At 50.1% G+C, this 21,571-nt stretch carries 15 protein-coding genes; 8 read left to right on the top strand and 7 right to left on the bottom strand.

Annotation, left to right across the window (positions count from 1 at the left end; genetic code table 11):
• Window positions 1-6 precede the first annotated feature (6 nt).
• The 6 genes from HNQ92_RS06955 to trpS all read right to left on the bottom strand — a co-directional run bounded on the left by HNQ92_RS06955 (window position 7) and on the right by trpS (window position 7,548).
• Window positions 7-3,177 carry a SusC/RagA family TonB-linked outer membrane protein gene (locus HNQ92_RS06955; RefSeq protein WP_184172549.1) on the bottom strand — a complete coding sequence of 1,057 codons (3,171 nt, stop codon included), beginning with the start codon at window positions 3,175-3,177 and terminating at the stop codon, window positions 7-9.
• A 328-nt stretch (window positions 3,178-3,505) separates the two neighbouring features.
• A complete protein-coding gene (locus HNQ92_RS06950) occupies window positions 3,506-4,270 on the bottom strand; it encodes an SDR family NAD(P)-dependent oxidoreductase (protein WP_184172547.1) in 765 nt (254 codons plus the stop codon).
• Between the two features lie 144 nt (window positions 4,271-4,414).
• Window positions 4,415-4,981 carry a 50S ribosomal protein L25/general stress protein Ctc gene (locus tag HNQ92_RS06945; RefSeq protein WP_184172545.1) on the bottom strand — a complete coding sequence of 189 codons (567 nt, stop codon included), beginning with the start codon at window positions 4,979-4,981 and terminating at the stop codon, window positions 4,415-4,417.
• 34 nt (window positions 4,982-5,015) lie between these two features.
• Window positions 5,016-5,960, bottom strand: coding sequence for a ribose-phosphate pyrophosphokinase (locus HNQ92_RS06940; protein ID WP_184172543.1), 945 nt, complete (start codon window positions 5,958-5,960; stop codon window positions 5,016-5,018).
• 32 nt (window positions 5,961-5,992) lie between these two features.
• Window positions 5,993-6,574, bottom strand: a complete 582-nt coding sequence (locus HNQ92_RS06935; protein ID WP_184172541.1) for a phosphatase PAP2 family protein — start codon at window positions 6,572-6,574, stop codon at window positions 5,993-5,995.
• On the bottom strand, window positions 6,571-7,548 hold the full coding sequence (trpS, locus tag HNQ92_RS06930; RefSeq protein WP_184172539.1) for a tryptophan--tRNA ligase: 978 nt from the start codon (window positions 7,546-7,548) through the stop codon (window positions 6,571-6,573). Before trpS ends, HNQ92_RS06935 begins: the two co-directional genes overlap by 4 nt.
• Before the next feature lie 114 nt (window positions 7,549-7,662).
• Between trpS and HNQ92_RS06925 the strand changes: the two genes are divergently transcribed.
• The 3 genes from HNQ92_RS06925 to trxA all read left to right on the top strand — a co-directional run bounded on the left by HNQ92_RS06925 (window position 7,663) and on the right by trxA (window position 12,545).
• Window positions 7,663-8,343 carry a DUF2461 domain-containing protein gene (locus HNQ92_RS06925; RefSeq protein ID WP_184172537.1) on the top strand — a complete coding sequence of 227 codons (681 nt, stop codon included), beginning with the start codon at window positions 7,663-7,665 and terminating at the stop codon, window positions 8,341-8,343.
• A gap of 92 nt (window positions 8,344-8,435) precedes the next feature.
• Window positions 8,436-12,098, top strand: coding sequence for a DNA polymerase III subunit alpha (gene dnaE / locus HNQ92_RS06920; protein ID WP_184172535.1), 3,663 nt, complete (start codon window positions 8,436-8,438; stop codon window positions 12,096-12,098).
• A gap of 123 nt (window positions 12,099-12,221) precedes the next feature.
• Entirely contained in the window at window positions 12,222-12,545 is a 324-nt protein-coding gene (trxA, locus tag HNQ92_RS06915) for a thioredoxin (protein ID WP_184172533.1), read from the top strand.
• A gap of 95 nt (window positions 12,546-12,640) precedes the next feature.
• On the opposite strand, the gene HNQ92_RS06910 is transcribed toward trxA, so the two are convergent.
• Window positions 12,641-14,110 carry a TlpA family protein disulfide reductase gene (locus HNQ92_RS06910; protein WP_184172531.1) on the bottom strand — a complete coding sequence of 490 codons (1,470 nt, stop codon included), beginning with the start codon at window positions 14,108-14,110 and terminating at the stop codon, window positions 12,641-12,643.
• Window positions 14,111-14,567: 457 nt separating this feature from the next.
• Here HNQ92_RS06910 and HNQ92_RS06905 point away from each other — a divergent pair, with 457 nt between their 5' ends.
• The 5 genes from HNQ92_RS06905 (at window position 14,568) to HNQ92_RS06885 (ending at window position 21,530) form a co-directional block, all read left to right on the top strand.
• On the top strand, window positions 14,568-15,056 hold the full coding sequence (locus HNQ92_RS06905; protein WP_184172529.1) for a UpxY family transcription antiterminator: 489 nt from the start codon (window positions 14,568-14,570) through the stop codon (window positions 15,054-15,056).
• 697 nt (window positions 15,057-15,753) lie between these two features.
• Window positions 15,754-16,581, top strand: a complete 828-nt coding sequence (locus HNQ92_RS06900) for a polysaccharide biosynthesis/export family protein (protein ID WP_184172527.1) — start codon at window positions 15,754-15,756, stop codon at window positions 16,579-16,581.
• A 123-nt stretch (window positions 16,582-16,704) separates the two neighbouring features.
• Entirely contained in the window at window positions 16,705-19,077 is a 2,373-nt protein-coding gene (locus HNQ92_RS06895) for a GumC family protein (RefSeq protein WP_184172525.1), read from the top strand.
• Window positions 19,078-19,159: 82 nt separating this feature from the next.
• Window positions 19,160-20,428 (top strand): nucleotide sugar dehydrogenase, encoded by a 1,269-nt coding sequence (locus HNQ92_RS06890; RefSeq protein ID WP_184173743.1) that lies wholly within the window; start codon window positions 19,160-19,162, stop codon window positions 20,426-20,428.
• Entirely contained in the window at window positions 20,361-21,530 is a 1,170-nt protein-coding gene (locus HNQ92_RS06885; protein WP_184172523.1) for a sugar transferase, read from the top strand. Before HNQ92_RS06890 ends, HNQ92_RS06885 begins: the two co-directional genes overlap by 68 nt.
• Window positions 21,531-21,571: the final 41 nt, after the last annotated feature.

Genomic DNA, 21,571 nt, shown 5'->3' with positions numbered 1-21,571 from the left:
GGCTGCTTAAAATTTCAGGTTGAGATTAAAACCCATGGAACGCGTGGTGGGTAAGCCGGTCGCTTCCAGGCCACTAATGTTGTCAGACGCATAGCCGAAGGATTCGGGGTCGATGTTAGGTACCCATTTTTTCAGGAGGAACACGTTGTTGGCCACAAAGCTTACACGAGCTCCCTTGATGGGGGAATTGGCGGGAAGTAGCCGACTAACGTCGTAGCCCGCCGTAATTTGGCGTAATTTCCAGAAGCCCGCGTTATACACGATGGGCTCCACCAGCGCGAGCGAGCGAACAACCTCCCAGTACGCCTGCACGGGAGCACGCGCGGTGTTGACTTCGCCCTGCTCGTTCACGCCCACGCCCACTACGCCGCCCTCGCGGCCTTCCAGGGTCATTTTATGTAGGCCGTGGCGCACGGCGTTGAAGTTGGTACCCGAAATCATTTTGTTACCCAATTTGAAATCAACCAGGAAGGAAAGGTTGATGCCTTTGTAATTGAAGGTGTTCGTAATCCCACCTACCCAGACTGGGATCGCGGAGCCAAAGGGGATCATATCCGGCGTACGGAGCGGAATGCCGTTGGCTCCGTATATCCGGCGGCCTTGGTTGTCCAGACGGTACCCAAATCCGTACAACTGGGCCATGGGTTCACCCACCACTTGGCGAAGCTCGCCGTTGAAAACGTGCGTCCCGACGGTAATGCGCTCACCGGGGTTATCCGTGAGCAAGCTAAGTACCTTGGTTTGGTTGTAGGAGCCATTCAGGTTGATCTCCCACTGAAACTGATCGGTACGCAGTGGCACCAGATTGAGCAGCAGTTCGAGTCCCCGGTTACGGCCCCGCCCGCTGTTGATGAGGGTATTCGTAAAACCCGAGCCATCGGAAATCTGGGCCGAAACGATCTGGTCCTGCGTGATTTTCTGGTAGGCGGCAAAGTCAATCCCCACCCGGTTGTCAAACAATTTTAATTCAAAACCTACTTCCGTTTCGGCGGTGCTCATCGGACGCAGGTTGGCGTTAGGCACCGTATTGCCGTTGATGACACCCACGGGTTGTAAGGCTCCCGTCGGTCCGGGAAAAAGGTTGGCCGAAATGCCGTAAAAAAGGCTGTTGGAGTAGGGCGAAACGTCGGTATCGCTCCCCACCTCGGCGTAGGCTACCCGTATTTTACCAAAATTGAGCCAGTTGGGTAGTTGACCGAAGGCCTGAGAGAACACAAAACTACCCGATACGGAAGGGTACAGAATGCTTCGGTTGGCGGCAGAAAGGGTCGAAAACCAGTCGTTGCGGGTCGTTACATTCAGGTACAGGAAGTCCCTGAAGGAAAGCTCGGCGGCCCCGTAGATGGAGTTGACGGAGCGTTCGGAAAGCTCGTAGATGGGGTCTTTGACCCGGCCATTCATGACCGTATACAAATCCCGCACCACGAAGTCGGTCACCTGCACGCTGTTGAGGTCAGAGCGCCGGTACATGTGGTTACCCCCGAGGGTGAGGTCAAAGCCAAAGTCGCCAAATTGCCGATTGGCCCCGACCAGAAAGTCGGCATTGATCTCCCGAAAACGACGGGCCTCCTGGGTGTACATCCCGTTCACGAAGCCCTCTGGTGCGGGTGGGCGCGAGGCATGGCCGGTGGGGAAGTTGTTGTAGTCCTGATCGCGCGACCAATAATCCTGGCCCACGCGCCCCTGAACGTACAGCCAGGGCAGCACGTTGTACCGCAGGGCCAGGTTGCCGAAGAGGCGATCGCGGCGGATATTCTGAAATTGCTTGGATAGGGTGAAGTAAGGGTTGGTCCGGTTGCGGAAGCGCGAGTACACAAACTCATCCCCATTGGCATCTACTTTTTTCTCCTCGAGCAGGCTGAGCGGCATGGAGTTGGCGAGGTTGTAGATACTCGTTGGAATGGAGTTATCTTGGTCAGCGATCACGGGCGGATTCTTGTTGTACTCGTTGGAGTAGTTGATGTTGCCCGTCACTTTTAGTTTGGTCGAAAGATCGTAGCCAAAGCCCAGGTTGATGGTTTTCCGGTTGAAGGTATTATTCGAAATAATTCCCCGGTTGTCCATGTTGGCGAGGGACAGGTTGAAACCGCCTTTTTCCGTTGCTGACGACAACGAAATGGTATTGGTAAAGTTGGTGCCGTTCCGGAAAAAAGAGCGAATGCGGTTATAGACCGGTTCGTAGGGAAGGGTCACACCGTCGAAAAGTACCTGCGTCATCCCCGGCTGGAAACGCTCGCCAAACGACCACTGCCCCGAGGTAGGGTTGGGGGCCGTGGGGCGCACGCCGCTCTCACCCTGGCCGTACTCGTACTGGTAGTCGGTGAAGTCCAGGGGGGTATCTACCGTAAAATTGGAATTGTACGAAACACCGATACCGCGCCCCTCACCCCGGGTTTTAGTGGTGATCATGATGACGCCATCCTTGGCTCGGGAGCCGTAGAGCGCCGCGGCCGTGGCCCCTTTCAACACGGTCATACTCTCGATGTCGTCCGGGTTAATGCTACTGAGACCATCGCCGCCATCGGAAGTATTTCCGCCGCCTCTCGTTCCTACGGAATTGTCGGAAGAGGCATTGCCGGGCTTGGTACCAAAGTTGGTATTATCAATAGGTACCCCGTTCACGACGATAAGCGGGGAGTTTTGCCCGGAGAACGACGATTGGCCCCGGATACGTACCTTGGAAGTACCTCCCGGACCGGTACCCAGGCTGCTGATGTTCACGCCGGCAATCTTTCCCTGCAAGGCGTTCATGAAGTTGGCTGTGCGGTTCACCGTGATTTGCTCCGGAGCCACGGTCGCGGTGGCGTAGCCCAGCTTTTTGGACTCTTTTCGAATGCCCAGGGCCGTCACCACGACCTCCTCCAGGCTGGTGGCGCCCTCTAGCAGCGTAATGTCCAGCACCGAGCGGTTGTTGATGGGTACCTCCTGGCCCTGGTAACCAATAAAACTCACCACCAGCACGCCCGAGGCGGGTACATTCAGGGCATACTCGCCGTTAGCATCGGAGGTGGTACCGGTAGTAGTACCCTTGATCAGGATCGATACCCCGGGCAAAGGTTGATTGTCCTTACTACTCAAGACCCGGCCCGTCAGGCGCGAAGTTTGGGCCCAGCCATTTGTCCAGAGGAGAAGCATGAGCAACACCCCCAGACCAGTTTGTAAACGTCTTTTTTTCATATCATAGGAAGATTAAGTGAATTACATCCATAAGGGATTGTCCTTGTAGTTCTAATGGTGAAATTTGGAAAATTTAAAATATTTTTAGTAACTGGTAGTCAGTAAGATAGCGCTATGTCAATGGGGAGGAAGTATATGGTAAAATTGTATTAGTTAAACATTATGTTGGAATAATAAAAATCACATTTTGGATCAAAAAACTTTAATATATCATTCATCAAAGAAGAATGAGGAGCTCACCGCCGTATGGTAAATGCCACTGGGCATAAAAAAACAGGAAGGGTATAAAGTACCTTCCTGCGGTTGAAGCTCAGAAAAAAGCGGGTAGTTAAAGGCTCATGCCACCGTCGACGTATATGGTTTGCCCGGTCACGTAACGACCGGCGTCAGAGCAGAGAAACAGCGCCAGCCCGGCGCATTCTTCCGGCTGAGCCGGGTTTCCCTCGGGAATGCTCATTCGCTGGGCAATGCGCTCGTCTATTTCAGGAACTGGCTCGTCGATCCGGGGCGTGTCGATGACACCCGGTGCCAGGTTATTGACGGTCACGCCCTGGTTAGCTAATTGCATGGCCATGTTTTTGACCATGTTTTCCACGGCCGACTTGGTAGCGGCGTACACCACCATAGCCGGGTGGGGCTTCAGTTGCTGGGTACTTCCCAGGGTCAGGATGCGTCCCCAGCCGCGCTCGACCATAGGGGGGGCAAAGGCCTGCATGAGCTGCAACGATGATTTTACGTTCACGTGTAGCTGCTGGTCGGTCTGCTCGTCGGTCACGTCCTGCCAGAGCGCAGGTACTTGTACGGAGGCATTAAGTACCAAAATATCTACCTGCCTGGTTTTCTTATGTACCTCCTGAAACAGCCGCCGGGCTGCGCCTTTCTTGCCCAGGTCGGCTCCTACGGCAAAGCCTTGGGCCCCTAGTTTTTTAGCCGCTGCCAGTACTTCTTTGGCCTCGGCCGGGCTCTGGTGGTGATGCACAATCACATCGGCCCCAAATTCGGCCAGGGCCAGCGCTATGGCCCGGCCAATGCCCTGGCTCGAACCCGTGACCAAGGCCGTTTTACCGTGTAAATCCAGTTTTTCGCGAATCATGGAATAGGTAGTTTTTGAGCTTATTTGGGAATATATACGTAAAAAGGAATAAGGGCTTTTGCATCAAAACCGTACCAGGAGTAAAACAAAAATGCCGACCAGAGGTCGGCACGTTTGCATCTATTAGCCATGAAAAATTTTTTATTACTTGCCCATTTGGCCACGCAGTGCGCGGGGGATATCGACGGAAGCAACGGGGTTGCTGGTAGGGCTTAGGATGGTATAACCTTCAGCTTTGATGGCTCCCACTTTAACCGATTTACCCAGATCCAAATCCGTTACGTTAACTTCAATATAGTCAGGAATGTTCTTCGCCAAACCCTTCACCCGCAATTTACGTAATTTTTGGTTAAGTTTCCCACCTTTAATTACACCGGTTGAAGTACCTACCAATTTAACGGGTACATCTACCTTGATTTCGCTGCCTTCCCGGATGGCCAGGAAGTCGGCGTGCAACAGCATATCATTAACCGGATGGAACTGCGTTTCCTGCAAAATAGCCTGATAAAGATCACCTTCAATGTTGAGCGTTACCTCAAATACATCCGGCGTATAAAGCAATTCACGGAACAGCATGGCCGGAGCGTAGAAATGAACTTGCTGCTCACCACCATACAGAACCGACGGAACGTAGCCTTGAGCGCGCAGGCTCTGGGCTTCCGACTTGCCGAGATTCGCTCTTTGATACCCTACAATCTCATGTTTTTTCATAATTGCACTAAATAAAGTTAAAAAAAATTAAAAACTACTGATTATTTATAAAAAGAGAGCTAATAGACTCGTGGTCGCGGATACGTCCGATGGCTTTGGCGAAAAGCTCCGCCACCGAAAGTACCTTAATTTTGGGATTCTCACGTTGCAAAGGAATGGTATCGGTCACGATGAGTTCCTCCAGCACGGAGTTGGCAATGTTGTCGTGGGCTTTGCCCGACATCACCGGATGCGTACAAATAGCCCGTACCGTTCGGGCCCCCTTGTCCAGAATAATTTCGGCGGCTTTGCAGATGGTACCTCCCGTGTCGATCAGGTCATCAACCAGTACCACGTCCGCTCCTTCCACGTCTCCGATCACCTGCATGGAGGCGATCTCGTTGGCCCGCTTGCGGTGCTTATCGCACAGAACCATGTCAACGTTGAGGAACTTGGCGAAGTTCCGGGCGCGGGCGGCCCCGCCAACGTCCGGCGAAGCAATCAATAAATTCTCCAGCTTCAGTGATTTGATGTAGGGCACAAAAACCGTGGTACCTTCCAGGTGATCCACCGGAAAATCAAAAAAGCCCTGGATCTGACCCGCGTGCAGGTCGATGGTCATGAGGCGATCCACCCCCGAGGCCGAAAGCAAATTGGCCACCAGCTTGGCCGCAATGGCCACGCGGGGCTTGTCTTTACGGTCTTGCCGGGCAAAGCCGAAATAAGGAATAACCACCGTAACGTAGTGCGCCGAGGCCCGGCGGGCGGCGTCCACCATCAGCAGGAGCTCCAGCAAATTATCGGCGGGAGGAAACGTAGACTGAATTAAAAAAACGTCACAACCCCGGACCGATTCCTCAAAACTAGGAGAAAGTTCTCCATCACTGAACTTCCGTAAGGTGTACCCTCCCAGATCTTTCCCAAAGAAGCGGGCAATGTCTTTGGCTAAGTATTCAGACTGACTACCGGAGAATATTTTAACTGTGTTAAAGGAACCCATGAATAGCGGAAAATTTGCGCAAAAATAGTGAATTATAATATATTACCGTACTTTTTCCTATAAAACATTTTGTAGAGCAGCAGCAGCAAGGTACCTGACAGTAGCCCCACGAGGGCTCCGCCCAGGATGTCGCCGGGCAAGTGTACCCCCACGTAGATGCGGCTGTACGAATACAGCACCGCCCAGGCGTAGAGCCACGGGATGCCGGGCAGGGTACTTTTCAACAGCTGGCTCAGCACCAGCGCGAGTGCAAAAGAGGTAGACGCGTGCGACGACACAAATCCAAACGGACCACCGCAGCCATCCACCAGGTGGAGGAGGCCGGCCAAAGCCGGGTCGTGGCAGGGACGCGGGCGGGCTACCCAGGGTTTCAGTAGTCCCGAAGCCAGCCAGTCGGCCAGGCCCACCGCCAGGATGGCGGTAAGCAGCATGGGATAGGCCCGCGCCCGGTGCCGACGCACCGCCAGCCCGATCAGGATCACATACAAGGGTACCCAGGTGTACTTAAACGTAATCGTATTCATGAGCACATCTGCCCAAGGGGCGTGCCAGCCGTTCAGGATTACAAAAAGCTGCCGGTCGAGTTCCGTAAATGTTTCCCAGCCAAAGCTCATGACCCAAAGCCCAGGGCTTGCCGCACCCGGCTAATGGTTTGGCGGGCTACCTGCCGGGCTTTGGCTTCGCCCTCCAGCAGTTTTTGTTCCAACTCGGCCTGGTTTTCCAGGTAGTAGTTAAAAATGCGGCGCGGCTCGGCAAATTTTTCCAGGATGAGCTCAAAGAGCGCTTGCTTGGCGTGGCCGTAGCCGTAGCCACCAGCCAGGTAACTGGTGCGCATGAGCTCCACTTGCTCCGAAGTACCCAGCAACGAATACAGCTGGAAGGTAATATCCGTGTCGGGATTCTTGGGCTCTTCCAGGGGCGTGGAGTCGGTCACGATCTTCATGATCGTTTTGCGTAGCTCTTTTTCGGGCACAAAAATGTCGATGTAGTTGTGGTACGACTTGCTCATTTTCTGGCCATCGATGCCCGGAATCACCATCAGGCGCTCGTCGATACGGGCTTCGGGAAGTACCAGTACCGGCTGGCCGGCCTGGGTGTTCAGCGCCGTAGCAATATCGCGTGACATCTCCAGGTGCTGCTTTTGGTCCTTCCCCACGGGCACGATCTGGGCGTCGTAGAGTACAATATCCGCCGCCTGAAGTACCGGGTAGGTAAACAGCCCGGCGTTGACATCGGCCAGCCGCTCCGACTTGTCCTTGAACGAATGCGCGTTGGCCAGCATGGGGTAGGGCGTGAAGCAGTTGAGGTACCAGGCCAGCTCGGTGTGCTCCTGCACGCGCGACTGCCGCCAGAACACGTGGCGGTCGGTGTCGAAGCCGAAGGCAAGCCAGGTAGCCGCAATGGCCCGGACGTACTCGTCGCGCTCCGCCCTGTTTTTGATGGAAATCAGCGAGTGAAGATCAGCAATGAAAAAGAACGATTCGTTCTGAGGCTCCCGGGAGAGTTCGATAGCGGGCTGGATGGCACCCAGGATGTTACCCAGGTGGGGCCGGCCGCTGCTTTGAATTCCGGTCAGAATTCTTGCCATGAAGAAAAGATTTTACTGCGTTGGGATGATGATTGAGCGCGCAAAATTCGCTAAATTGATCCAATATTCGAAACACGCTCTCTTATTATTAAGCGCAAAGTACCTTTATTTGACATGATTCACCCCCCCACGCTGGCCTTTCTGGAGGAACTCCGGGAAAATAACAACCGCGAATGGTTCCAGGCCAACCGCAAACGCTACGAAGCCGCCAAGCAAGATCTCGAAAAACTGATTGAAGTACTGCTCCGGGACGTAGGTACCCTGCAAGAGCTGGGCAACACACAGGTGAAAGATTGTATTTTCCGGATCAACCGCGACGTACGTTTTTCCAAGGACAAAAAGCCCTACAAAAGCTGGCTGAGCGCGGCCATCGGGCCGGGTGGTCGGCATTCGGGCCGGATCGACTACTACCTGCAGCTGCAGCCCGGCGGAGAGTCGTTTTTGGGCGCGGGCATGTGGAGCGCCACGCCCGCGCAGCTGGCCAAGTACCGCCAGGAGATCGACTATAACGCCGCCGAGCTGAAAAAAATCATCCACGAGCCGCGCTTCCGCGCCTACTACCCCGAGATTTGGGGCGAAAGTACCAAAACCGCCCCCAAAGGCTACGCGAAAGATCACCCCGAGATTGAACTACTCCGGCGCAAGCAATTGTTTTTTATGCATCGCTTTACGGACAAAGAGGTACTTTCACCGACCTTTGCGGCCAGCATTCTGGAAGGAGTGGCCTTGGTAAAGCCCTTCTGCGATTTTCTGAACTATATATTCTTCGAAGAAACGGAAGAGGAAGCCACCTAAAAGGTACTTTACCCCAAGTACCCTGAGCGGAAGGTACGCTTGGCCCTGATGGTGCGGAACACGATTTTATACAAAATTCTTTATTAAAGTACATGCAATTTTCCCATTTGCACTGCCACACGCAGTTTTCGCTGCTCGACGGCGCCGCCGATATTAAGAAGCTATTCAAGAAAGCCAAAGCGGACAACATGCCCGCCGTGGCCATCACCGACCACGGTAACATGTTCGGGGTATTTGAGTTTGTGGCCGAAGGAAACAAGCAGGGCATCAAGCCCGTCGTGGGCTGCGAGTTTTACGTGGTAGAAGACCGCCACAAGCGGCAATTTACCAAGGAACAAAAGGACGTGCGCTTTCACCAGCTGCTGCTCGCCAAGAACGCCGAAGGCTACAAAAACCTGGTGAAGCTCTGCTCGCTGGGCTTCATGGAAGGCATGTACGGCAAGTACCCCCGGATCGACAAAGAACTGCTCGTGAAGTACCACAAGGGCCTCATCGCTACTACCTGCTGCATCGGGGCCCAGGTACCTAGGACCATCATTAAGAAGGGCGAAGAAGAGGGCGAGCGGGAGTTTAAGTGGTGGCTGGATCTCTTTGGCGACGACTACTACGTGGAGTTGCAGCGGCACGGTATTCGCGAGCAGGCCATCGTCAACGAGGTACTTCTGAAGTACGCCCGTAAGCACAACGTGAAAGTGATCTGCTCCAACGACAGCCACTACGTTGACCGTGACGACTCCAACGCTCACGATATTTTGCTGTGTATCAATACCGGCGACAAACAATCCACCCCTTCGGCCAAGGAATTCGACGACGAAAACGGAATTCCCAAAGGCAATCGCTTTGCGTTTTTTAACGATGAATTCTTTTTTAAGACCAAGGACGAAATGCTGAAAACGTTCAGCGACATTCCTGAGTCGCTGGACAACACCCAGGAAATCGTCGACAAGATAGACCGGCTGGAGCTTAAGCGCGACATCATGTTGCCCAACTTCCCGATACCCAAGGAGTTCCAGATCCACCAGGTGGCCCAGATGATCGACTTCAACGGCAAATTGAAAGAGCTCACGCCCGATGTGCTCAACCAGTGGGAGTACCTCAAGCACTGGACCTTCGAGGGAGCCCGCCAGAAGTACAAGGAAATCACGCCCGAGGTAGAAGACCGCCTCAATTTCGAGCTGGGTATCATCAAAAACATGGGTTTCCCGGGGTACTTCCTCATCGTGGCCGATTTTATCAAAGCCGGGCGCGAGCTGGGCGTGTTCATCGGGCCGGGCCGGGGCTCGGCGGCGGGCTCGGCGGTGGCTTACTGCATCGGCGTGACCAACATCGACCCCATCAAGTACGACCTGCTCTTTGAGCGTTTCCTGAATCCCGACCGGATCTCGATGCCCGATATTGACACGGACTTCGACGACGAAGGCCGCCAGAAGGTGATCGACTACGTGGTGAAGAAGTACGGCTACAACCAGGTGGCGCAGATCGTGACCTACGGTACCATGGCCGCCAAGTCGTCGATCAAGGACGTAGCGCGGGTTATGGATTTGCACTTGTCTGATGCCAACGCCCTGGTGAAGCTCGTGCCCGACAAACCTACCTACAACATGACCCTGAACCGGATCTTTACGGCACCGCTGGAAGGGGAGGGTAGTTTGATGAAAAAGGAGGGGATCTCGCCCGAGGAGCTTGAGAACGTCAAAAAGATGCGGATCATCGCCAAGGGAAACGACCTGCAGGCCAAGGTACTTCAGGAGGCGCAACGCCTGGAAGGTACCGTGCGCAACACGGGCATCCACGCGGCGGGGATCATCATCGCGCCCACGGACCTCACCGAGACCATCCCCGTATGTACCTCGAAGGAATCGGAGTTTCTGATCACGCAGTACCAGGGGAAGATCATCGAGGACGCGGGCGTTATCAAGATGGACTTTCTGGGGCTGCGCAACCTCACCATTATTAAGGAAGCGCTGCGGCTCATTAAGCAAAACCACGGCGTCGTGATTGAAATTGACGAAATACCGCTGGACGATCCGAAGGTATTTGAGCTTTTCCAGCGGGGCGAAACCAACGCCATTTTCCAGTTTGAATCCGACGGCATGAAAAAGTACATGCGCGACCTCAAGCCCGACCGCTTCGAGGACCTCATCGCCATGAACGCCCTCTACCGGCCCGGTCCGCTGGCGTACATTCCCAACTTCATTCGGCGTAAGCACGGCCTGGAAGAAATCACCTACGACCTGCCCGAGCTGGAAGAGTACCTGGCCGACACCTACGGCATTACGGTGTACCAGGAGCAGGTGATGCTCCTGTCGCAGAAGCTGGCGGGCTTTACCAAAGGCCAGGCCGATACGCTGCGGAAGGCCATGGGAAAAAAGCAGATCGAAACCCTGAACAAGCTCAAGGGCGACTTCATGAAGGGCGGTACCGAGCGCGGCCTCAACGCCAAAAAGCTGGAGAAGATCTGGACCGACTGGGAAGCCTTTGCGTCTTACGCCTTTAACAAATCGCACTCCACCTGCTACGCCTTCGTGGCCTACCAAACCGCCTACCTCAAGGCCCACTACCGGGCCGAGTACATGTCGGCGGTATTGACGAGCTCGCTGGGTACCATCGAGAAAATCACCTTTTTTCTGGAAGAATGCAAGAGCATTGGCATTCCGGTGCTAGGGCCCGACATCAACGAGTCCGACCGGCAGTTCAACGTCAATAGCCGGGGCGAGATTCGCTTCGGGCTGGGGGGCATCAAAGGTACCGGCGACGCCGCCGTGGAGTCGCTCATCGAAGAGCGCAACGCGGGCGGGCCCTTCACGGATATTTTCGACTTCATTACGCGCGTAAACCTGCGGACGGTCAACAAGAAAACCCTGGAAAGCCTGGCCTACGCCGGGGCCTTCGACTGTTTCGAGGAGTACCACCGCGCGCAGTTCTTTGTGTCGGAAGCCGGCGAAAACACGAATTTTATTGAGCGTCTCATCAAGTACGCCAACAACTACCACGCCGAGAAAGTCTCGGCCCAGTCGTCGTTGTTTGGAGCCTTTGGGGGCAACGACGCCCTCATGGTGAAGCCCAAGCCGCCGGGTATTGAACCCTGGACCGACCTCGAAAAGCTCCGCTACGAGAAAGACGTGGTTGGTTTTTACATCTCGGGCCACCCGCTGGATACCTTCCGGGTGGACCTGGACAACTTCTGCAATTGTACCCTCGACAAAGTGATGGAAATTCCCGAAGGCGAGCGGTCGCCCATGACTTTCGGAAAAGAAATCAACGTGGCGGGTATTGTCACCAGCGCACAGGAGCGTATATCGAAAAACGGAAATCCATTTTTGATTTTTAAAATGGAAGATTACAACGGCTCCATGGAGATGCTGCTCGGGGGCGATGAGTACGTACGGCTGGGCAACTACATCCAGCCGGGGCGTTTTCTGTACATAACGGGCAAGGTGCAGAACCGCTGGAAGCAAGAAGATCAGTTTGAGTTTAAGCCCATCAACATTCAGCTGCTGCCCGAAATCCGGGAGAAAAAGTGCAAAGAGCTGAAAGTACAGGTACCCCTCGATCAGATCAACGGAGCGATGATCGCTTCGCTGAGCGAAACCATCCAAAAATACCCCGGCAACTGCGCCCTGAACATGACCGTGGTCGATCCCGAAACCCGCCTGGAGGTACAGATGCTGTCGCGGGTGTACCGCGTGGCCGTTACCAACGAGCTGCTGCACGTCTTTCAGGGCTGGGACGGCGTGCGGTTTTCGCTCAATTAGCGCGGGCCGCCGGGGCCAACAGGTACCTGCTTTTCCAAATGGAAATTCGTGAGGAACTTTTGGTATGGTTTTTTGATTCTCCTATCAGTAACTACATTATTCAAAATTAGCTTTAACAAAATCATGGGAAAAGCACTCGAAGTGACTGATAGTACCTTTGAAGAATTGATCCAAGGGGATAAGCCCGTTCTGGTTGATTTCTGGGCCGAATGGTGCGGACCTTGTAAGATGATCGGTCCGGTAGTAGAACAACTGGCCGGCGAATACGAAGGCAAGGCCGTAGTAGCCAAAATGGACGTCGACATGAACGCCCAGATACCCGCTAAATTCGGTATCCGCAGCATCCCGACGCTGATGATCTTCAAAGGCGGACAACTCGTCGATAAAGTCGTAGGTGCGGTACCCAAGTCCGTTCTGGAAGACAAGCTAAACGAGCAATTGGCCTAAGGTACTTCAATCCGTTAGCCATAAAACCAAACCCCAAAAGAATAACCCAAGCGGTTGTCTTTTGGGGTTTGGTAGCTTCAAGGGTACTTGTTGTCTTATAATGAGGCCACCGGCTGCTGCCGCCCAAGTACCTTCCGGATTTCCTTCTCCAATTCTCCGTTAGAAGGTGCCACCGCCTTCACGTTGACGATCTTGCCCTGTGGATCGATGAGTATGAAACGGGGAATCCCATTGATCAAGTAGTCTTCATAGACTGAAGAAGTACCTTCCGCATCTGGGTTTTGGTTGATGTGGACGCCCGTCAGGTCCGGGTTTTTGCGCAGGTACTTTTTCCAAGCTTCTGTATTTTGATCGACGGATACGTACAGAAATGCGACCTGGTCATTGCCTTCAAATTGTTTTTTTACCTTTTTGGCGTGGGAGAATTGCTCTACGCAGGGGCCACACCAGGTAGCCCACACGTCTACGTACACAACTTTGTCGCGCAGCTCGCGCAGGGAAAAGGCTTTCCCGTCGGGCGTGATACCTCGGATGTCGGGAGCGGGCTGGCCCGGTGAGAGCGCGACCCACTGCTGGTACTTGGTCTCGACCGAAGGCCGAAAGCGCGAAGCGGGGTACGTTTGCTTAAACTGGGTATAAAACGAGTCGATAACGGGCGTAATGCCATAAATACGCAAGGAGTAGCTGAGTACTTTAGCTTGAAAATATTCTTGAAAAGCGGGCGATGGATGGGTTTGCTTTATTTTTTCGTAAGCTAAAAAAGGGAATAGCGTTTCTAGCGAATCGTATTCAGCGTCGCTGGCATCTTCAGGATAGACCGAAGGGTACATGTGCAGGTCAAGGTAATAATCCAATACGAGTGAATAGGAATACATGGCCGTTTGTAATAGCGTAGAATCAAAAGGAATTTCGCTCCAAACATTAGCGATAACTTCGGGTACATCCGGATTGTCTTCTGCGTAATAATGACTCCGAAAAAACCATTGTTTATCCCACAAGTAGCCTAGTTCTCGTCTTTGCTTGAACAAGGTACCTAGTGAGGCTGACAGCCCTGTACTATCCAGGTAGTGCTGGTGAAATTCGGCTAGTATATTTTTGGCCGAATCCAGACGTGCTATAAATGTGTCAAGATCAATGTCTCTCTGATACATACCGGCGTCCAATTGTCGCGAAAGGTAGCCTTCTTGATACAGGTAGGTGTTGGCAATGGCCGAGGTACCCTCAAAGCGGAACCGGTGCCCGGTGGTGTCGTAGTGAATAGTCAGCTCATCGCCGGGCGTGAGGTAAAGCGTCTGAAATCTTTCGCCCAGTTCAAGGGTTGCAAACATAGGTCGAGGTAGCTCCAATTCCAGGACAATCCTTCCGGCGGAGTCTAGCGCCGTTTCGGTCGGAATTAAACTCGCCGTGGAGATCATATCCAGCGTATCGAGCTTTACGGGGAGCGGTAGCTGCGGGGTACTTTGAATGGTGAGTTTGACGGTACGGGTACCTGGTCCGGATTGGCAGGTGGCAAACAGCCACGGCAGGAGCAGGCCCCACAGGGCGGTGCGGAGGGTCGTTCTCATAAAGGGTAGGAATAGGTTGAAACAAAGGATTTTATGGAAAGATACGTGGCGGAGGGGTACTTTGTGGCAGTTTGGGAAATTATTTTTGCCGCAATGGAATTGCCTCAATTCCATTGCGGCTTCCCACGAATGGCTCAAAATTGAGCGGTATTTCACTGCAAAACTCTCGGCTAAAATAAATTCTTGATATTGAATAGTAGAAATAAGAGTTGTTAACTCTTTGGATAAGAACAAGATTCACGTCTCATAATCAATATGATACGTGCTTCAAAAGTGTAAGAGGGCCTCCTTCATTTGTGTCTTAGCACTACCGAATGCGTTTTTGATGGGGAAATGATAGCTTAAAAATACCGCTTGATAAATTTTATCATCATTTTCATTGAAAGTATTATTTTAGTAGTATATTGCTATTTAAATAAAAAAGATAAAAATAATTATACACCACCTCCATAACAAAATGCTTTGGTTTGTACTCTACACCCGATCTAGATCGGAAAAGATGGTTGCTGATTCCCTTCAGCAGAAGGGGATTGAAGTGTATTGCCCACTTAGAAAAGTGAAAAGAAAATGGTCTGATCGTATTAAAATTATTGAAGAGCCCCTGTTTAGATCGTACTGTTTTGTCAAATTGGAAGAAAAAGACAGGCATTTGGCCTTCGGCGTCCCCGGGGTAGTGAGGTACTTGTTTTGGCTAAAAAAGCCAGCCATTGTGCGACAAGTAGAAATTGATACGATCAAATACATGCTAAATAATTTTGACCATGATTTGATCGAAGTGATTGACCTTAAGGTAGCGGATCGTTTGCGAATCAACTCCGGGGTCATGATGGACCTTGAAGGAGAGGTGGTGGATCAACATGGAAAGCTACTGATTGTAAAAATTGATTCAATTGGATTATGCATTTCCATCGACCCGAGGAAAAATAAGCTAGAAAAAATAGGTTAGTCTAACAACTTTTTACTGCCGGGCCTAAAGGTATTTGGGCCTAAAAATTAGTTTATTGAAATCCAACCAGTTACATTAAGATATTAAATTTTACACAAAATTACGATACTAATATTAGTATAAAGTAAATATACATATGTATATTTATGCGTTCTCTAAAATAGTAAATATTAAAGACGCGTAGTAAGTAGGCTTATCCTAATAAGATGGGACTGAAAGAGCGGAGCTTTTTACCATTTACCAGATTAAACTATCCTTATTGCTACTTTTAGAACTACGATTAAATAAATCATTACTAATAAGTAGTCTTGCAGTCCTTTATTGACTGCCTATTACTTTTCCGCGTTTTCTTCTCTCATTCGGATAATAGTATCCATTGCCAAAGTTAGCTATCCTTTTTTTTGAACGACAATCCAGGGTTGTGGTCTAATCAAATAGGCCAAACTTAGTGTTTACGATTCAAGTTAATGGTTATTCTTCATTGAAACTTTAGGTGCAATCTCCATAGCTTCATTTTTCAAGGAATTCAATTTGACCAATTAGTCAATTTGAATTCCTTGAAAAATACTTAAAGTTAATTTACAAAAGCAAGCTGCTCTCCTCACTCGGCGATTTAGATTTAATGTATAATCGTAGTATATTGATAGAACGAATTTATTGAGTTGCTAATTGCTAGTTTTTAACCTTATTATTATTTATGCCTGATTTTTATTCTAGACTATGTAAGGTTCTCTTTCTTCTTGGGAGCCTCTTTCTATTGATGTATACTTGCGCATGTACTTCCAAAACCCCAAGTACCCAACGAATTGCCTATTTTCAGACAAAAAGCCCTATATACCCTCGCTCCATCGAGACTTCGAAACCCGAAGTTTCCCGCATTAGTCAGGACGATCTTCTAGCCATTACCGTCAGTAGTCTCAACAAGGAGTCCAATGAGATCCTCAATTTCTCTAATGTCAACTCTTTAGCCATGGCTACTACCGCCGGAGGAGGGGGAGGTGGCAGTCAACCGATTGGCTATGCTGTGGATAGCCTCGGAACTATTTCCATGCCATTTATTGGTAAACAGTACGTTATGGGCTTGACGCTTCCAATGGCGGAGGAAAAAATCCGTCTAGCCATAGAAAAGGTACTTAAGGACCCCGCGGTTAGTATCCGATTCATGAACCATAAGTTTACGGTTTTGGGCGAGGCCAATCGAGTGGGTATCTTCAGCTTGGTGGACGATCGTACCACCCTGATTGAAGCCTTGTCAATAGCGGGGGATTTGACCGATAATGCCCGCCGAGACAGCTTAACCATCATCCGATATAAAAACGGACTTCGTGAAATAGGAACCGTTAATTTACTGAATCAAGACGTATTTGCCTCCCCCTATTTCTATGTAAAAAATGGCGACGTAATTTATGTAGCGCCTTATCGGGATAATATGTCAACTACAACGGAGCAACGGATGAGGCGCTTACAGATTGGAATAAGCCTTGTTACTACCCTGCTAGTAATCTCCAACTTCTTTTTTCGGTAAATCGCTTTGCAGAATCCCTATAATGATAATGTGCAGTATTACATCTGCACATCCCCTCTCCTCTTTGATAGAAGTAGGAGATACTATACTATTTACGTGTGTTGATTCATAACTCACTCTATTATGTCAGATAATCAAAATGCTCATTTTACGGACGAGGAAGATAGTTGGAATCTCCGTGGCTTTCTCTTCAAGTACCTCCGGTACTGGTACTGGTTTGTGCTTGCCATCGGAATAAGTAGAGTTGGAGCCTATCTTTATCTTAGGAGTTTTACTCCCATTTATAAATCGAATGCTACCCTACTTATTAAAGATGGACGTTCCAAAAAAGGCTACATTGAAAAATTAGAAGAGCTGCAGATTGGGGATAGTAAAACGATTGAGAACGAAATGGAAATCCTGAAATCTCGGGCTCTTATTGCTAAGGTAGTCGATGAACTTAATTTAACCGTTAGCTACTGGAAAGAAGGGAAGTTTCGCAACAGTGAGCTGTACGACAGCAGTCCAATTATCATCAAAACCTCCGAACTTACCAGTGTAGGGTATGGACAGCCCCTTTACGTCCGGCTACGGAAAGATGAGCGGTTTGAGCTTTTCAATCAGGAGCAGACGTTGCTGGGTACCTATGTATTTAGCCAACTTGTCAATAACGAACACGGTAAGTTTAGGGTATTCAGGCGCGATAGCAGCAGGCGCGTAGAAAGTACCCCAATCAAAGTGCTTTTTCACCAGCGGGATGGGATTATCAACGGCCTGATCGGCTCGATACAGATTGATCGACTCAATCCAAAGAGTACTTTGCTTGCCATAAGTATTGAAAGCGCTTTAAGAGAAAAAGGCCGAAGTATCCTTACAAAACTCCTCGAAGAATACGCGTTCTCCTCGCTCGAGGATAAAAACCGGGAGGCAGCCAATACTCTGCGTTTTATTGAGGAAAGGCTGGCACTCATTACGTCCGAACTGGGGGACGTAGAGCAGAATGTGGAAGAGTACCGACGATCCAGGGGCATCACTGATCTCAGCGCCGAAGCGAATTTGTTTTTGGGAAAGGTGGGTGATAACGATGCCAAGCTTAATGAACTCGATATCCAGCTCAAGGTGCTGGAAGGGGTCGAACGCTACTTGTACAGCAGCGAAGTAGGCAATATCGCCCCCGCAACTTTGATGGTCAACGACCCCGTGTTAACTACTTACCTCAATCAATTTTCGCAGCTTGAGCAAGAGCGAACCAAGTTGATCCAAACGGTGCAACCTGGCAATCCCTACCTGGAAACGGTACTCACTCAGATGCGAAACGTGAAGCAGGCCATGCGCGAGAACCTGGACAATCAAAGGGCTGGTCTAAAGGTAGCCAAAAATAGTCTTGAGGCGCAAAACAACCGATTGGAAGGAGCTATATCCGCCCTGCCTCGCAAAGAAAGGGAATTTGTGGGTATCAAGCGGCAAGCGGGTATTAAAGAGAATTTGTACCTTCTGTTATTCAGTAAGCGCGAGGAAACGGCCCTATCCTACGCCTCGACGGTTACTGACAGCCGAGTGATTAACGAACCCTATTCTACGGGTGGCCCCATCAAACCCGATCGAAAAAGCATCTACACGATGGCTCTTTTAATTGGACTAGCGATTCCCATTGCTTTTCTTTTTATTAAGGAAGCACTTACGCATACGGTACAGTCTAAAAAAGAAATTGAAGAAAAAACGGGTTTATCCGTGTTTGGCGAAATTGGACTAAAACCCAAAGAAAACCTGGGAGAAATTATTAATTTGGCTAACCGCTCCCACGTCAGTGAACAAATACGGATGATCCGTTCTAATTTGCAGTATTTGCTGGCCGAAAAAGGAACCGGCTACGCCCGTACCATCCTGCTGACTTCCTCCACGGGTGGCGAGGGTAAAACGTTCGTTACACTGAACATTGCCGCCGCACTCTCTTACCTGGACAAAAAAGTTTTGATTCTGGGCTTGGATCTACGAAAGCCCACCATTCACGAATACGTAGGTATAAAGAATCGACTGGGGATGTCAACCTACCTTATCGGTAAAGCCACTGAAGAGGAGGTTATACAGCGGACTGCGATCGATGGTGTGTACATGGTCCCCAGTGGCCCTATTCCTCCCAATCCATCAGAGTTATTGGCTAATGGGCGGATCAAGGAATTTATCGAGAATACGCGACATTCCTTTGATTACATTTTGATTGATACTGCGCCTTATGGATTAGTAACCGATGCCTACCTGTTGGCTCCATACGCGGAAGTGGGCCTTTATATCATTCGACACCAGTTTACCCCCAAGCTGTACCTCTCTACCATTTCTGAGCTTCATAAAAAGAAAATATTCAAGTCCATGGCACTCATCTTCAACGCGGTCAATTACAAAAATCTTTCCGATTATGGCTATGGATACGGATATGGTTATGGCTACGGCAAAGAGGGTTACTACGGGAGTAAGGAAAAGCCTAAAAATTGGTTGGCTCGGGTTATTACCAGAAGCTGAGGGAATAAGCATTTAATGAGTTGATTACCATTTATCACTATACGCACACTTTATCTAGGTTTATTTTAGCATGCAACTTTCAATGCAGGAGGATACTATCAAAATAGGAGTTGTTGGGTTGGGTTATGTCGGGTTACCCTTGGCGGTGGAATTTGGTAAGAAATACCAGGTCGTTGGTTTTGATATCAATCGAGATAGAATTGGCCAGCTTTCCATGGGAGTCGATTTTACCAGGGAAACCGAAAAAGAGGATATTCAGTCCGCTATACATTTAACCTTTACCCATCAGGCCGAAGATCTGGAGGCATGTACCGTCTACATCATCACCGTTCCCACCCCCATTGATCATTTTAAGTTGCCGGATCTGGCACCCTTACTAAGAGCAACCGTCACCGTAGGAAAGATGCTTAAAAAAGGCGATTTGGTCATCTACGAATCAACGGTTTATCCGGGATGTACCGAAGAAGACTGCGTACCGCTGCTGGAAAAGCACAGCCACCTGGCCTTCAACCAGGATTTTTTCTGCGGCTATTCCCCCGAACGCATCAACCCTGGAGATAAAGAACGGACACTAACCAAAATCCGGAAGGTTACCTCTGGTTCGACTCCTGAGACTGCTGAATTTGTCGATCAGTTGTACGGTTCCATCATCGAGGCCGGAACATACATGGCTCCCTCCATTAAAGTCGCTGAGGCCGCCAAAGCCATCGAAAACGCCCAAAGGGACATTAACATTTCCTTTATAAACGAACTAGCCCTCATGTTCGACCGGATGGGGATCGACACCCACGAGGTACTGGAAGCGGCGGGTACCAAGTGGAATTTCCTGAAATTCACGCCCGGCCTGGTGGGGGGACATTGCATAGGCGTTGACCCATACTACCTGGTTCACAAAGCACAAAGCCTAGGCTACTACCCCCAGGTCATTGCCTCGGGGCGCTTGGTGAACGATCGCATGGGCGCTTTTGTGGCTAAAAAATTACTTAAAAGGCTCATTGCTAACGACCTGGTTCTTCAGCAAAGCCGGATTCTTATTTTGGGCTTCACGTTTAAGGAAAACTGCCCTGACACCCGTAATACCAAGGTAATAGACATTTACCGGGAGCTAGTTGACTTTGGGCTAGAAGTAGATATTCATGATCCCTGGGCTTCCGAAAAAGAGGTATTTCAGGAGCACGGCGTCGCTTTGCTATGCCAACCCGATCCGTATCAGTACGATGGAATTATCGTGGCCGTGGCGCATGATCAATTCAAAGTGTTAGATCTGGACCGCTACAAAAAGAATGGAAGCTCGGTCATTTTTGATATTAAATCAATTTTTGATAAAAATCGCGTTGATCTTCGGCTCTAGTGACCGGATTTTATCCACCCTTATGTTGAAATTACAGCTGTTTACCGGCTGGTGGGCTGAGAAAGAGGACATGTACCGCGTTGATGTCATTTCGAGCAAGAAGTGTACAACCAACCTACCTGCTTCGTTACTACCTTTTGCCCATCAGGAATCCTGGACTTGTTGTCACCTAGATGAGATTCTACGGGGGGAGGTAAAGGACATAAGCCATTTGTATCTGGATGCGCTGCTGCTTAAATCTCATAATCCGAACCTCCTTTTTGAGCATGTTCGAAATATACTTCCTGACGACTGTTTGTTTGCCTTCAGGATTCGCACCGCCGAAAATATTAAAACAGAGCTAAAGGAAAAGTACCCCCAACCGTTCTTTTACACCTACTACCCCATTCATTTTTTAGGTCGACGCGTACTACCTAAATTGAAAGGGTTTCGGAAAATATCCCGCCTACTGAATGTGCCTGTGGATATTTCTAAAGCGGAAATCATGGGTCGTTTGTTGTATGCGGGCTTTACTATAGTGACCATTCTTGAAAATAAGCACGAAACAACAATTCTCACCACTAAAAATCTCGTTAAGGTACCTAGTAAGGTGAGTCCTACTCCCAGTGAGGGATTTCTGTTTAAGACGCAACGGATAGGACAAGGAGCTCGGAAAATTGATGTTTATAAATTCCGCTCCATGCATCCCTACGCGGAGTACGTGCAGGAATACCTACACCAGTTGAATGGGCTTGACGAGGACGGAAAATTCAAAAATGATTTCCGGGTAAGTACCGGGGGGAGGGTCCTGCGCCGCTACTGGATCGACGAAATACCGATGCTCTACAATGTGTTGCGGGGCGACCTTAAACTCATAGGGGTTAGGCCACTCAGTGAGCATTACCTGAGCTTATATCCTGAACAAGCCCGACAAATCCGGATGAAGCACCGGCCCGGTTTATTGCCGCCTTTTTACGCCGATTTGCCCAAAACCTTTGAGGCTATTGTACAGTCGGAGCTGGACTACTTGGAAGCGTACGAACGAGAGCCGTTCCGAACCGACTTAAGGTATGCTCTAAGAATTCTCAAAAATATATTGATTTATAAAGCCCGGAGTAAGTAAGGGGCGATTTCTTAATTTTCTTGTTTGCAATATACTATGCA

The sequence above is a fragment of the Rhabdobacter roseus genome (assembly GCF_014202275.1).
Classification (GTDB): domain Bacteria; phylum Bacteroidota; class Bacteroidia; order Cytophagales; family Spirosomataceae; genus Rhabdobacter; species Rhabdobacter roseus.
This window is presented reverse-complemented; position numbering and strand designations above follow the sequence as displayed.